The sequence below is a fragment of the Companilactobacillus versmoldensis DSM 14857 = KCTC 3814 genome (assembly GCF_001434295.1).
Classification (GTDB): domain Bacteria; phylum Bacillota; class Bacilli; order Lactobacillales; family Lactobacillaceae; genus Companilactobacillus; species Companilactobacillus versmoldensis.
In genome coordinates this window covers 1-13306 of sequence record NZ_AZFA01000034.1, presented here as the reverse complement: position 1 = coordinate 13306, position 13306 = coordinate 1, and the positions used below count along the sequence as shown (strand labels likewise).

The 13306-nt window shown below is 38.2% G+C and carries 13 protein-coding genes and 1 pseudogene; 6 read left to right on the top strand and 8 right to left on the bottom strand.

Translation table 11 applies throughout. From position 1 onward, the window contains the following. Window positions 1–63 precede the first annotated feature (63 nt). Window positions 64–429, bottom strand: a complete 366-nt coding sequence (locus tag FC27_RS11010) for a CvfD/Ygs/GSP13 family RNA-binding post-transcriptional regulator (protein ID WP_010624776.1) — start codon at window positions 427–429, stop codon at window positions 64–66. Between the two features lie 79 nt (window positions 430–508). Between FC27_RS11010 and FC27_RS11005 the strand changes: the two genes are divergently transcribed. Together FC27_RS11005 and FC27_RS11000 are read left to right on the top strand one after the other, a co-directional pair. Further along, a complete protein-coding gene (locus FC27_RS11005; protein ID WP_010624777.1) occupies window positions 509–1498 on the top strand; it encodes an NAD(P)/FAD-dependent oxidoreductase in 990 nt (329 codons plus the stop codon). Between the two features lie 98 nt (window positions 1499–1596). Continuing rightward, complete coding sequence (locus tag FC27_RS11000) at window positions 1597–2238, top strand: VTT domain-containing protein (RefSeq protein ID WP_029508197.1); 642 nt, start codon at window positions 1597–1599, stop codon at window positions 2236–2238. A gap of 66 nt (window positions 2239–2304) precedes the next feature. Here the strand turns inward: FC27_RS11000 and FC27_RS10995 are convergent, their stop codons facing one another. The 7 genes and pseudogenes from FC27_RS10995 to FC27_RS10970 all read right to left on the bottom strand — a co-directional run bounded on the left by FC27_RS10995 (window position 2305) and on the right by FC27_RS10970 (window position 6811). Further along, window positions 2305–2904, bottom strand: a complete 600-nt coding sequence (locus FC27_RS10995) for a TIGR01906 family membrane protein (RefSeq protein WP_010624779.1) — start codon at window positions 2902–2904, stop codon at window positions 2305–2307. Further along, on the bottom strand, window positions 2894–3676 hold the full coding sequence (locus FC27_RS10990) for a TIGR01457 family HAD-type hydrolase (RefSeq protein ID WP_010624780.1): 783 nt from the start codon (window positions 3674–3676) through the stop codon (window positions 2894–2896). Before FC27_RS10990 ends, FC27_RS10995 begins: the two co-directional genes overlap by 11 nt. 7 nt (window positions 3677–3683) lie before the next feature. Further along, window positions 3684–4478: a YutD family protein gene (locus FC27_RS10985; protein ID WP_010624781.1), complete on the bottom strand. Its 795-nt coding sequence runs from the start codon at window positions 4476–4478 to the stop codon at window positions 3684–3686. Window positions 4479–4487: 9 nt separating this feature from the next. Continuing rightward, the gene (locus FC27_RS10980) at window positions 4488–5495 is read right to left on the bottom strand and encodes a bifunctional metallophosphatase/5'-nucleotidase (protein ID WP_081483552.1); all 1008 of its coding nucleotides are present in this window, start codon (window positions 5493–5495) and stop codon (window positions 4488–4490) included. A gap of 123 nt (window positions 5496–5618) precedes the next feature. Continuing rightward, on the bottom strand, window positions 5619–5858 hold the full coding sequence (locus tag FC27_RS11685) for a metallophosphoesterase (RefSeq protein WP_081483553.1): 240 nt from the start codon (window positions 5856–5858) through the stop codon (window positions 5619–5621). 8 nt (window positions 5859–5866) lie between these two features. Next, a pseudogene (locus tag FC27_RS10975) lies at window positions 5867–6479 on the bottom strand (metallophosphoesterase family protein). Continuing rightward, window positions 6476–6811 (bottom strand): hypothetical protein, encoded by a 336-nt coding sequence (locus tag FC27_RS10970; RefSeq protein WP_010624783.1) that lies wholly within the window; start codon window positions 6809–6811, stop codon window positions 6476–6478. The pseudogene FC27_RS10975 and the gene FC27_RS10970 overlap by 4 nt, the downstream one beginning before the upstream one ends. A gap of 64 nt (window positions 6812–6875) precedes the next feature. On the opposite strand from FC27_RS10970, the gene FC27_RS10965 reads away from it, so the two are divergent. From FC27_RS10965 to FC27_RS10950, 4 genes are all read left to right on the top strand, one after another. After that, complete coding sequence (locus FC27_RS10965; protein WP_010624784.1) at window positions 6876–8306, top strand: glycerophosphodiester phosphodiesterase; 1431 nt, start codon at window positions 6876–6878, stop codon at window positions 8304–8306. A gap of 66 nt (window positions 8307–8372) precedes the next feature. Further along, window positions 8373–9779, top strand: a complete 1407-nt coding sequence (pepV, locus tag FC27_RS10960; RefSeq protein WP_010624785.1) for a dipeptidase PepV — start codon at window positions 8373–8375, stop codon at window positions 9777–9779. Window positions 9780–10009: 230 nt separating this feature from the next. Beyond that, window positions 10010–12784 carry a transglycosylase domain-containing protein gene (locus FC27_RS10955; protein WP_010624786.1) on the top strand — a complete coding sequence of 925 codons (2775 nt, stop codon included), beginning with the start codon at window positions 10010–10012 and terminating at the stop codon, window positions 12782–12784. 115 nt (window positions 12785–12899) lie between these two features. Next, a complete protein-coding gene (locus FC27_RS10950; RefSeq protein WP_010624787.1) occupies window positions 12900–13217 on the top strand; it encodes a hypothetical protein in 318 nt (105 codons plus the stop codon). Window positions 13218–13306 lie beyond the last annotated feature (89 nt).

Below are 13306 nucleotides of genomic sequence, written 5' to 3'. Positions count from 1 at the left end.
AACAAATAATATCTTACCAATACCGTTTACGTGTTGCAAGTCTTTTTTGTAAAAAAATCAATTTTATTTATTTCGGCGTATTTCGGCCAATGCTTCTTCGATCCATTTATGCTTATTTTTACGGATGGTTTCGTATCCTATCTTGTCTTTATAGTCAGTCCAAAAGTGCTTATGCAAAATTGGTCTACCAGGTTCTAACTGCTTCAATGCTCTAATAGACAAACTTACCTTGCCATTGTACTCATCAATGTTCATGACTTGCACGATAACACGATCGCCTATTTGATAGTTGTGTTCTATGTCAGTTACATAACCGTTTTTCAATTCTGATATATGAATCAGTCCCTGTTCTCCATTACTAAGATCAACAAAGACACCATACGGTTGAATGCCGGATACTTTTCCTGAAACCTTATCTCCTATTTTCACTGACTGTCTCCTTTATCTTTAATAGCTACTTGTGTAACAATGTTCCTATACTAACTAAATATGGAATGGTGACATATATATGAATAACGAAATCTACGATATTGCAATCATCGGTGGAGGTCCTGCGGGAATGTTCTCTGCCTACTACGCTTCATTACGTAAATTGAAAGTTGCTCTAATAGAGAGTTTACCTAATTTAGGTGGTCAACCGCAAACACTATATGCTCAAAAAGAGATTTATGATGTTGCTGCCCTACCTAAGGTATCAGGAACTGAGTTAGTTGATCAGATCACTGAACAAATGAAACTTATGCCTTGCGATCAGTTTTTAGGTACTTCGGTCACTAATATAGAAGAAAACGATGGCAACTGGAAAATAACTACCGACAAACAAACGATTGTTACCAAGTCGATTATCATCGCAATCGGCAATGGAGCTTTTAAACCACGCAAACTAACCTTCGATTATGATCCTATGATAGAAGAAAACAACTTATCTTACTTTGTTAACGATATAAATGATTTCAAAAATAAGGATGTTGCCATCGCTGGTGGTGGTGACTCTGCCGTTGACTGGGCAATTCATATTAACGAACTCGCTAAGAGTACTTCAATCATTCACCGCCGTAATCGATATCGAGCAATGGAGTCGAGTGTCGACAGCTTGAACGATTCGACTGTTGATCAACTAAATCCTTATATTATTAAGGGTGTGTCCTTCAATGCCGATGATCCTAATAAGGTTGATATCTTATTGAAGAAAATCAAATCCGAGAATATGAAGACTATTACCGTTGACAAGCTATTGGTCAATTATGGCTTCGTCTCTGATTCAAAGATTTTACGTGATTGGAACCTGGAATTAGAAGGACCATTCATTAAGGTCAGTCAGCAAATGGAAACTAATTTACCAAATGTTTTTGCTATTGGTGATATTGCAACCTATCCCGGCAAATTGCAACTGATTGCTACTGCTTTTGCCGAGGGACCAACCGCCGTCACGAAGTCATTACGTAACATCTACCCTGATCGAGACTACTTTGAACATAGTACCTCAATGTTTAGTTAAATTCTTAAAAATAATTGCAAACATTTAAAGTTATTTTAAGGTAACCTGTTATAATTAAGTTTAATTTGAATAATGGAGTTGATTGATTGAGTTACGTAATGGGTCTGGTCGACTTTATTCTCCATATTGATCACCACATGGTCAATATTGTTAATAACTTTGGCATCTGGACATATCTAATCTTGTTCTTGATTATCTTTATCGAGACAGGAGTCATTATCCTACCTTTCTTACCGGGAGATTCCTTGATTTTTGCAGCGATGGCCTTAGCAGCTAATCCTAAATATGGTCTGATACCATGGATCTTATTTTTAGTCTTTCTTGTTGCCGCCGTCTTGGGAGATTCATTGAATTACGAGATTGGTGAACACTTCGGTGAATTCGCGACGAGGAATAAGTATTTAAGTAAACTAATAAACAAAGAGCATCTGGACGAGGCACACGCCTTTTTCCAAAAACATGGTGGTAAAACGATTGCTATCGGTCGTTTCATTCCTTTGATCAGAACCTTCGTACCGTTTGTGGCTGGATCAGGAACAATGCACTATGGTAAATTCTTGAAATTTAACTTACTCGGAGGATTCCTCTGGGTGCTCTTATGTTCCGCAGCTGGATTTTTATTTGGAAACATCCCAGCTGTTCAGGAACATTTCTCAATCATCGTGATCGGAATCGTAGTCATCTCAATGGTGCCTATTCTTATCACAGCTTTGAGAAACAGAAAGAAAACAGCTGAATAGCTAATAAAAAAGCCTCCAACAAACTTAATTGTTGGAGGCTTTATTTGACTGCCGGATGCGACAGTCTTATTTTTTTGCAAAGAATTTAAAGAAATTAAGTCCTTCAAACAAGACGAAGAACAGAACGAAACACTGGATAAAGAACTCATCCGGTAAAACATTAATAATTGGATCAAGCGAAGGATCAAACAGCCAATCGTTATTTCTAAAAAGGATCTTGTGGAAGATGACGAAAAATCCATCGAAATCCACTGCCATAAGGAGCAAAAGGACGATTCCCACAATCGCAATATATAAATATGTCCGGTTGAAACGAGCGCGGTACTTTCTTCTGAAAAAGACATAGATCCCAGACAGGATGAAAACGATGAAATTGAGCATAAAGAGCTTTTTACAATCTGCAAAATGGACCCGACCATTTACAGAAGAACGGAAGTCATCCAAATGAAAGCTCCCGTCAAAAGGATTCAACAAGTAGTTCATCATTTGATTATAATTATGCATCAACTTACCGGCACTCATGTTAGCTTCTTGATCTAAAAAGTAATGATGAATATCGAACTTAAAAATCACAAAGCTAAAAAGGATCGTCACAGTGATCGAAAAAGTAAAGATGAACAAAGCTAGTACAAAAGTATAGAAAGCATCCCTTTGACTATTCGACATCCCAATCTGCCAAGCTTTCTATTTGATATGTTGGCTTTCTAGACTGTTTTACGATGTCTTCATGTGTGCTGACACCTGTATAGACTAATAGTGTGTCTAAGCCAGCATTTAAGCCACATTTGATGTCTGTATTGTAATTATCACCGACCATGACTGCTTGTGAGGGATCAAAGCCCTTGTAGGCAGCTGCGAAGTCCACGATATCGGCTTCTGGCTTACCGATGTATTTAGCTTTGTGTTGAACTGCCGTTTCTACTAATGAGATAACTGATCCAGCACCAGGTACCAGCCCACGTTCATTAGGTAAATTAGTATCGGCATTGGTACCAATAAAGAAAGCCCCTCTTTTGATTGCTAGAGTGGCTAACTCGAATTTATGATAAGTGACATCATAATCTAATCCAACGATAACTACATCTGGATCGACCTCGTTTAGTTGGATACCAGTATTGAAAATAGCTGATTTCAACCCAAACTCACCGATCACATAAGCTGAGTGTTCAGTTATCTCGTCTCCAAACATATTCTTGATATATCCAGCAGTTGCAAGTGAAGGTGTAATAACTTGTTCAGGACTTGCGATTATTTGATGATTTTTAGACAAGTTGTTCGCAACTTGTTCAGGAGTTTGAGTAGTGTTATTAGTCAAAAAGTAATATTGGACATTTTGATCGTTAAGTCGTTTGACAAAATCCTGAGCTTCAGGGATTTTCTCTTTGCCTCGATACATAGTTCCGTCAAGGTCAATTAAATATGTTTGATATTTGGTCATTTTATTCTCACTTATCTATTTTTCTGATTTTAAAAGTTTTGTTAGCGGGCTTTTGATTACTCCGCTTGGGTTTACTTTGATTGCTTTGGTCAGTTGACTTTTTATCAACCTGATTTTGACGTTTTCTAATACGTGGACGATGCTTGTTATTAGAATTATTGCTATGTGAACGACGCGTTGGCTTATTATTGTCTTTCTTGACCGTTTCTTGTTTACCCTTGGTTTGCTTGTTTTGATTGCCAGTTGGTTTATTAGTCTCATTCTTTTGACTATTAGCCTTGTTGTGACTATTAGCAGGTTTATTGGTCTTATTAGACTGATTATTAGCCTTCTTATGCGTCGTCTTATGGGAATTATTACCTTTATGCTGAGCATTTCGACGTTCAGGCTTGTGGGTAGTCTTCTGATTACGAGTATTATGGCCACGTTTTGAATGTTGCTTATGACGTTTTGGTTTAGTCAATGGTAATTTATCGACCCGTTCAAGGATAAAATAAGCACAACCAAAATTACAGTATTCCAACAAGTAATCTTCTAAATGAGAAATCTTATTGTCAACATTGCTTTCAATCCGTTTATCCAGATAAAACCCTTTAAATCGTAATTGGTCATAGCCCCAATCGCCAACGATATAGTCATATCGATCAAGAACACCATTGTAGCGCTCAGCAATTTTCTCACGATCAAATCCATCGTCGTGATTTTCGATAACTCGATATTTAATATCATTAATGACAACTAAATCATCTTCAAGCATGATAACGTCAGATAATTTAGTCTCTTTTGTTTCTGATTGATCCAAGTAATCACCTCAAATTGGATATTTCTTACTTAAGTAGTCTGCAATTACATTGCGAATGAATTTTGGATATAAAATCTTATTCTCACCCACGATCTCAATCGTTGGGAAGAACGGTACGAACAAGTAATGGTCCAAAAGAGCTAGTTTGTAAGGTTTATCAAACTCCAGCTCCTGACCATTGATATAAACATTACGCTTTTCATCAACTGTAATTCCGCGATAAACTAACTCGCCAAATATTTTACCACGAAAGCCCATGCCTTTTTGAAGATGTCGACGTAAATATGAACGATTTTTCTCCATCTCCATCACTAAACGCCAAACATTCGCCCCCGTCAAGGTCGTCTGCATGACATGAATCGCGTGCGGCATAGCTTCATGAAGATTACGAGCAGTAATAACTCCCTTTGAGAGATCTTTGAGAAATAAACCTGAGCTCAACACTGCAGCATCGGCGTCAGCATACTCCTGAGTTGCCTGTAAGGCTTCATTAATGAATGAGTGTTTGTCTTCAAAATCGGTTGAGAGGTCAAATGGTAACTTAGCGATTTTTTTATCATCCAAGATCTCATTACCACGGTCTATTTGAGCCTTGATCCACTCGCTATCTTTTTTCTTCTCTTTTAAGTCAGCGGTGGCTGTCGTGTAAGCGGACTTTTTTACTATCTTATTATGATCGTCTAATTGCAGATCAATAGTTCCCACGTAATGACCATATTTACCGGCTGCTGCTAATAGGACACCATTATCCATTTCTCCTTTAACGAAGAGATGGTGAGTGTGGGCACCTATGATGACATCAATTTCTGGATATTGCTTGGCCAATAGACGGTCCATCGAGACTCCGAGATGTGAGAGCAAGATTATAGCATCACATTTGGCATCTTTCATTCTTTTAAGAGCCTTAGGGACTTCTGTTTGCATCAAGTGAATATCCCACCCCATCAAGGGATAGGTCAAAATATAAGGAGCGGTGAAACCAAGAATGCCAATTTTAGCTCCCTTTTTTGTCTTCATCACTAGATCAGGTTGAGCAAATCTTGCTAATTGACCATCTTTTTCGTAAACATTGCCTAAGACAATCGGAAAATTAGCGTCATCATATAAATGATTCAGCTGTTCATGACTGTTTCCGAGTCCTTAATTATTACCAATGGTGGCTGCATCGTATTTTTGTTGATTCATCCAAGTGATGTTAGCTTGACCATTGGTCGCTTCCGTCAATGGATGTGCTCGGTCCATGGCATCCCCGATATCAAATAGATAAAAGTTATCAGCATCTGATTGCTTACGTGACTTCTTGATGAATCGGGCCAACTTTGGATAATTTTCAAAATGAGAATGTAAATCATTGGTATGGACAATCTTGATTGTTTCCACAAAAATCCCTACTTTCTCTGCTGCCGTGCTAAGTCAGCTTGCTTTTTTTCAAACATTTCAATGATCTCTTCACCCCTAAGCGGTGAACCCCATGGTAGATCTTCACTCAAGTAATCTCTTTCCGGGGGCATCGACACAAATATTGATGTTTTCTGCCACAGGAACGCTATAATGGTGGATGTGTCCGTGTAAATTTAAGATCTGCTGAACTCGTCCCAAAAGCATCGGGTAATGAGTACAGTAAAATTGCATGTGATCAAATTTTAGCAACGCACCAACGTCTTCAAAGCGGAAACGCGGAACACCATCTGCCATCATCTTATTGTGTTTGGCCAAATATTTAAAGAGTGACCAATAATCAAGATTACCTTTGATCAAGATCATATGGCCTTTTAGTTGATCCAACATAGCAAAGGTTTCAGCATCCGTTGGCGTATTTTGTGGACGCATGGAGATATCACCTAAATGATATACTGTATCATTATCATCTACACGAGCGTTCCAAGCATCGATCATAGCTTGATTCATGGCATCCCCATCTTTGAAGTGCCGTGGAGCAAAGTCATTAGGTTCTAATAGTTGATAATGATAGAAATGCGTATCCGAAATAAAATAATTCATTCTTTTGGCTGATCTTCTTTCGATATAATTTTATTAGCTTTTAAGATCTCTTCAAAGGCATCTTTGATTGGTCCCTCAGGTTTCTTGTATTCGACCCACTCTTTTAATTCCATTGGTGGGACTTTGTAGTTTTCATTTACATAGTCTTCATAAACTCCAACAGCTGATGAATGTGGGATGTTGAGTTTCAAGATTCGAACTTCTTTGATCAAGCCTAACTCAGCTGCTTTTTCTGCTCGGCCGTTCATCAAGACGTTAGCAATTTCATAATATTTTGTCCCGTCATTACGGGTAATCTGTTCAATTAAGTTTAACGATTGTTCATTATCCATTATACTGTTACCTCATTTAGTTATATGATTAAGTTTATAGCATTATTTTGATTAGGAGCTAGTTATGCATTCAAAAAAATTTATTTATCTTAATGTTGTTTTAGCAGCGATGATCTTTTTAACTGCAAGTGGTTTTACCGTTGTTGGTCACCGTGGTGATCCTGTCAAAGCTCCAGAGGAGACCTTTCAAAGTATTGATACTGCGTTCAATGAAGGTGCGGACTATGTTGAGTTAGACCTCCATGTTTCCAAAGACAATGTGCTAGTCATTTCTCATGACCGTAACCTTGAGCGAGTGACAGGGATCCCTGCCATTGTCTCCCAGAAAAATTTCTCTTATTTAAGTAGTTTACATCAAAAAAATGGAGAACCTATGCATAGTTTAGACGAACTCTTTGCTCACTACAAAGATAATCCTAACGCTAAGTTCTTACTTGAGACCAAGAAGACGAAAAAAGGTAATCCGAAAAATATGGAAGACCTGATGAAAACTAGCATTGATAAGTATCATATGGAAAATCGAGTGATGTTTCATTCCTTCTCGGCCTCCAGTTTGAAAAAGGAGTCGGAATTGATGCCGAACATCCCGAGAATCTTTATTGCTGGGACAATCAAACGAGTCAATTTTGATGTTCTTTCCTATGTTACTGGTGTCAATCTTTCATCTAATATCATTACTCCTGAGATCATCAATGATATCCATTATATGCACAAATCGATTTATGCTTGGGATGAAATGAATGAAAGTCCTAGCAAATGGAATACTTTGGTCAACATGCAGATTGATGGTGTGGTCACCAACTATCCAGCAACCGGGAATGAATATCGTGATTTAAAGGATCAATCAAGGGAAACCAATTTCAACCAGAACACATTTTATATGGGATTGAAAGATCTGCCAATTTACGAAAATCCTTATAAACAGATCAAGACCAAGAAAAAGGTTCATCCCTTGGATGGCTACCATGTGTCAAATATTGTTAGTTTCCACGGTGAGAAATATGTTCAACTAGGTGAAAATGAATTTGCTCTGGCTGAAGGTTTCAATTCGGATGCTGAGTTGAACAATCTAAGGCCTTACTTTGGAGCTAAGGCGGTCTTCCGTAGCCAGCAGCCAAATAATTACTTATATGAAGACCCCGATGATCCTGACACTTTGATCAATCAGATGCCGGTCGACAAAGCTGAGACTATCCAAGCAGTTCAAAAAATCGGCTCAGAAACTTGGCTAAAGGTAGACGGCGGTTGGATCAACGCCCAATACGTTTTGATCCAATTGAACGACCAAGCTGTCTACGGAAACAATAGCTCAAACAGTTATTTCAGTTTACCGAAGACTCAACGTATCAAAAATATTGATTTACAACAAGAATTTTACTTTTTACAGAACCGAAATAATAGTAAAATAATTCCAGCTACTTTAATGAAGCAATTCAATCACTTACCTTTTGTTAACAACAATACCTCGGATAATTATTCAATGAATCAGATTTAAAAAAATTAGCCATTGATAACGAGCTTTGTTAAAATGATTGAAATTCCATTCGGAGGTTATACATATATGTCAATTGATTGGGAAAAAGAAGTTGCCCATCGTTCAGACGAACTCTTAAACGACCTCTCAGAACTATTAAGTATCGACAGTTCGAGAGACGTTGAAAATAAAACTAAGGACTTTCCACTTGGACCAGGTCCTGCTAAAGCACTACAAACATTTCTACATTTTGCTGATCGTGATAACTTCACGACAAAAAATGTCGACAATCTCGCCGGCAGAATCGAATTAGGGACTGTGGATGCTGAAGACGCAATCGCCATCCTCTCACACGTCGACGTAGTTCCAGAAGGTCCAGGCTGGGAAACCAATGCCTTTGAACCAACTGTCAAAGATGGTAAGTTGTACGCTCGTGGCACCTCAGACGATAAAGGCCCCGGCATTGCAGCCTACTACGCCATGAAAATCATCAAAGAATTGAAACTACCTATTTCTAAACCAGTGCACATGATCTTAGGTACTGATGAAGAAAGTGAATGGGTCGGCATGAACCACTACATGGAAAAAGAAACTATGCCGAAAGTTGGTTTCTCGCCGGATGCTGAATTCCCAGTGATCAATGGTGAAAAAGGGATTGTTTCTTTTAAGGTAAACTTCCCCCACTCCAGTGATGGTTTAGTAACTGATTTCAACAGTGGTTTAAGACCAAACATGGTACCTCAACATGCTGAAGCAACCGTAACTGACGTCGATGGCGTGGTACCAAACCTGGCCGCTGATTTCCAAGATTTCTTAGATGAAAATCCAGATATCTCTGGTGAGATCAATACAACGGCTAACAAATTCACTTTGAAGATCATTGGTAAAGGTTCACATGCTATGGAACCATTCCACGGTATCAATGCTGCAACTTACTTAGCTAAGTTCTTAAACACCTTACCTTTGAAAGAAAACGAAAAAGTTTACTTCAATTTTATCGACCAATACTTATTCTTGGACCATTATGGTAAATCACTTCAGATCGATCGTCATGATGATGTTATGGGTGATCTAACGGTTTCTCCAGATATCTTCAACTTTGACGAATCACAGGCTGACCTGTTATTGAATATTCGTTATCCTAAGGGTGACACAGGTGAAACTTTGACTAAGAAAATCAATCAACAGTTACCTGTTTCAGTTAGTGCTGAAATCGAAGGCCACAACCAATTGCCTCACTTTGTTGATGCCAATGATCCACTAGTTCAATCATTAATGGCTGCTTATCAAGCACATACTGATGATAAGACTTCTGAACCATTCACTGTTGGTGGTGGAACTTATGGTCGGATCCTGAAGAATGGTGTAGCCTTCGGGGCAATGTTCCCAGGTGATGCGAACGTGATGCACCAAGCCAACGAATACATTGAATTAAAAAAATTACTCAAAGCTACTGCGATTTATGCAGATGCAATTTACCGCCTAATCAAATAACTGTCCGCGAAAACCACTTAGGTTTTGCTTAAAGACAGATCAGGAAATGACGCTAATTATTGAAGATTAGCGTCATTTCTATTTCTTAAAGAAATCGTTAATTTGCTCTAGACCGCTATTTTGACGGGAAAAATCGAGATATGTCTAGGCTTCTTTCCTTGTTTTTGAGCGTATAATATATTTTTATTATATAATTAGGCTATGTATCATTTTAAAGGGGTTTAACTAACTTGAAAAATTTATGGAATAGTATCGTTAACAGCATAAAAGGAATCAAGAGTTGGTCTGACTTTGCTACAAAAGCTAATCTGACGATTGAGGTTATTCGTCGGATTGTTTTGTATATTATCGCCGGGCTATTCGTTATGCTTAGTTTAACGGTCGGCTTAGGATTTGGTTATGTCTCTGCTTTGACTAATCAAGTAGCTGTGCCTAGCAAGCACGAGATGCGAACGCAGTTACAAGATGTCAATAACTCAACCTCGCTTTACTTTGCGGACAAACAAAAAGTCGAAGACTTACAAAAAACACTAACTGGTAAACGTGTCTCACTAGATAATGTTTCACCATACTTAAAGAAGGCCGTCGTTGCGACTGAAGATAGCGACTTCTATAAACACTCTGGTGTTGAGCCAAAATCACTTTTCCGGGCAATTTTATCCGATATCACTGGTATTGGTACTCAAACTGGTGGTTCTACTTTGACTCAGCAAACTGTCAAAATGCAGTTACTATCATCAGAGACGACTTGGAAACGTAAAGCCGTCGAGATCTTCTTGGCAATGCGTGTCGACAAGTACTTTACCAAAGATGAGATCCTAGAAGATTATTTGAACGCTGCAACACTTGGTCGTAACAATAAAGGCCAAAATATTCAAGGTGTTCAAGCTGCTTCTAAGGGTCTTTTCGGTAAAGATGCTGCTGATCTGAACTTGGCTGAATCGGCCTTTGTTGCTGGTTTACCACAAAGTCCTTCGATTTATACTCCTTACGATAATAAAGGTAAGATCAAAAAAGACATTAGTCTTGGTATGAAACGAAAGAACATCGTTCTTTTCAGAATGTATCGTGATAAGAAAATCTCTAAAGCTGAATATAATGAAGCTAAAAACTTCGATCTTAAAGGTGACTTCCTGAAACCAGATAAAGCCAAGAATAAGAAGATCAAATACGGTTATGTCTACAATTTATTGACTGAACAGACGAGAACTATTTTGATCAAACGTTTAGCTAAGAATGACGGTATTTCTTATAAAGCCTTGAAGAAAGATAAGAGCCTCTACCAGAAGTACTATACTCAGGCTGATACTGAGCTTCACAATAAACATTATCGTGTTGACAGTACTATCAATAAGAAGCTATACAATGATTTGAATGAACAAGCTCAAGGTTTCCAAGATAATTTGGGAACTACCCATACTGACAATGCAACTGATCCAAACACTGGTAAATCTATCAAGGTCAAAGAACCTGTTCAAAATGGTTCTGTCTTGCTAGATAACAAGAGTGGTCAAGTGCTTGCCTTCGTTGGTGGCTTGGACTTCAAGAACTCACAATTGAACCATGCTTTTGATACGCAACGTTCACCTGGTTCTTCCATTAAGCCATTGATCACCTTCGGACCGGCGATTGAAAATGGTATGATCGGTTCGCAATCAATGCTGGCTGACTTTAAGACTAAATACAAGAAGTACGCTCCTACTGATTATGGAGAAACGATTCAAAACCGCTTCATTTCAGCACGTGAAACTTTGGAAGAGTCTTATAACATCCCTTCTGTCAACTTATATAACTACATTCGACAAAACGGTGTCAGTTCTAAACAGTACATGGAAAAAATGGGTATCAACTTATCAGACGATGAATATAAGCAATTAGGTATCACCTTGGGTGGTACAGCAACTGGTGTAACTGTCCTACAACAAGCCAGCGCTTTCTCTACCTTTGCTAACAAGGGTACCCATGTTAATCCTTATGTCGTTGATAAAATTACCGATCCAACTGGTAAAGTTATTTATCAACACAAACATAAAAAGAAGAAAGTCTTCAGTAAAGAGACTTCCTATATCATGCAAAATATGCTTCATGGAGTAGTTACTAAAGGTACTGCTTCTGCCCTATCATATGAATCTAATTTCAGTACTAAGAACCTCTTCGGTAAAACTGGTACTTCAAATGATTATCGTGATAACTGGTTTATTGGTTCAACTGATGGTATGACTTTAGCTTCCTGGATCGGTTACGATAATTTCTATGGTAATAACTACAACCTGGCAAGCAATTCGACCGATATCAACCAGGAACTCTGGTCGCGGATGGCAAATGCTGTTTACAAAGAAGATCCCGATGTCATGAACGTTCATAAGAAATTCAATCGTCCTGAGGGTGTCTCGTCTTATAAGGTAGATAAAGAAACAGGAACAAATACTGGTACGATCGAGTACAACGGTATTACCTCGAAGGTCAATCAACACACGACCAACTCACTTTATTACAAGGGACAACCTAAGAACATGTCTTATGACAGCTTTGCCATCGGAGCAAAGCCTAAGAACTACCGCCTTTTCTGGAATAATTACTTTGGACGCAATAATAGCTATGGCGAAGTTAAACAGCTTGGCAAGAATAGTAAGAGTGCCAAAGAGATAGCTTCGGAAAATGGTAGTGGTCGTACTTCTGGTTTCAGTAATAGTACCAATAGCAATCAATCTTCTGAAGTTACTACCTCAGGTGATAGCTCAACAAATTCCAATTCAAGAGGTTCAACTAACTCCACGACTTCAAACGGTAACCAAGAAACTGGTACCGGATCAGGTAATGGCAATAATCGAACTTCTTCATCTAATTCCAATGGTACAACAATGACTGATGAATCTACTGGAAATTCATCGGGTAACAATAGTGAATCTAATACTGGTAGTTCTTCCACATCAAGTGGAAGTTCAACTAACAGTGGTAATGGCAGTTCAGGAGTTATGAACGGCTTAATTGGTGGAACTGAATAAAGAAAAGCATCTAACTGACACACATCGCAAATGATGAGTGTTTCAACTAGATGCTTTTTTGTTTATTGATATCTATGATAAAATGTTCAAGTTACTTAATCGAAGGAGAATTATCATGTATTTTAGTCCAATCTTTTTGCAAGACAGTCTTTACGTTGTTGCCTTAGTCTTGATCATCTTCATGGTCGGGATCACAATTTTTAAATTACGCCATCATCTAAAGCTCTGGGATAAATCAATGACCTTGGCTGCAGTTGTTTTACTAAACACTTTCTATTCAATGCTGACCTACTTCTTTAACTTACCTTACGAGTTAAACGCAATTATCACAGGTGGACTATCATTAGTAGCCTTTGGCTATATCGTGGTCATTCTTTGGGAATTATTCAAAAATAAGAAAAAGACGAACAAGGATGAGACCAAGGACAACTAGTTTAAACACAATTCTATATCAAAAAAAATCAGTCGTTCTAGGATCCAATGATCCTGAGAACGACTGATTTTATTTGGGTCTAAACTTTC

Coding starts and splice junctions, on each gene's coding strand:
- FC27_RS10990 (WP_010624780.1), bottom strand. CDS start 3,676: ATGACCAAATATCAAACATATTTAATTGACCTTGACGGAACTATGTAT.
- FC27_RS10980 (WP_081483552.1), bottom strand. CDS start 5,495: ATGAAGACAAAAAAGGGAGCTAAAATTGGCATTCTTGGTTTCACCGCT.
- FC27_RS11005 (WP_010624777.1), top strand. CDS start 509: ATGAATAACGAAATCTACGATATTGCAATCATCGGTGGAGGTCCTGCG.
- FC27_RS10970 (WP_010624783.1), bottom strand. CDS start 6,811: ATGGATAATGAACAATCGTTAAACTTAATTGAACAGATTACCCGTAAT.
- FC27_RS10965 (WP_010624784.1), top strand. CDS start 6,876: ATGCATTCAAAAAAATTTATTTATCTTAATGTTGTTTTAGCAGCGATG.
- FC27_RS10995 (WP_010624779.1), bottom strand. CDS start 2,904: ATGTCGAATAGTCAAAGGGATGCTTTCTATACTTTTGTACTAGCTTTG.
- FC27_RS11000 (WP_029508197.1), top strand. CDS start 1,597: ATGGGTCTGGTCGACTTTATTCTCCATATTGATCACCACATGGTCAAT.
- FC27_RS10950 (WP_010624787.1), top strand. CDS start 12,900: ATGTATTTTAGTCCAATCTTTTTGCAAGACAGTCTTTACGTTGTTGCC.
- pepV (WP_010624785.1), top strand. CDS start 8,373: ATGTCAATTGATTGGGAAAAAGAAGTTGCCCATCGTTCAGACGAACTC.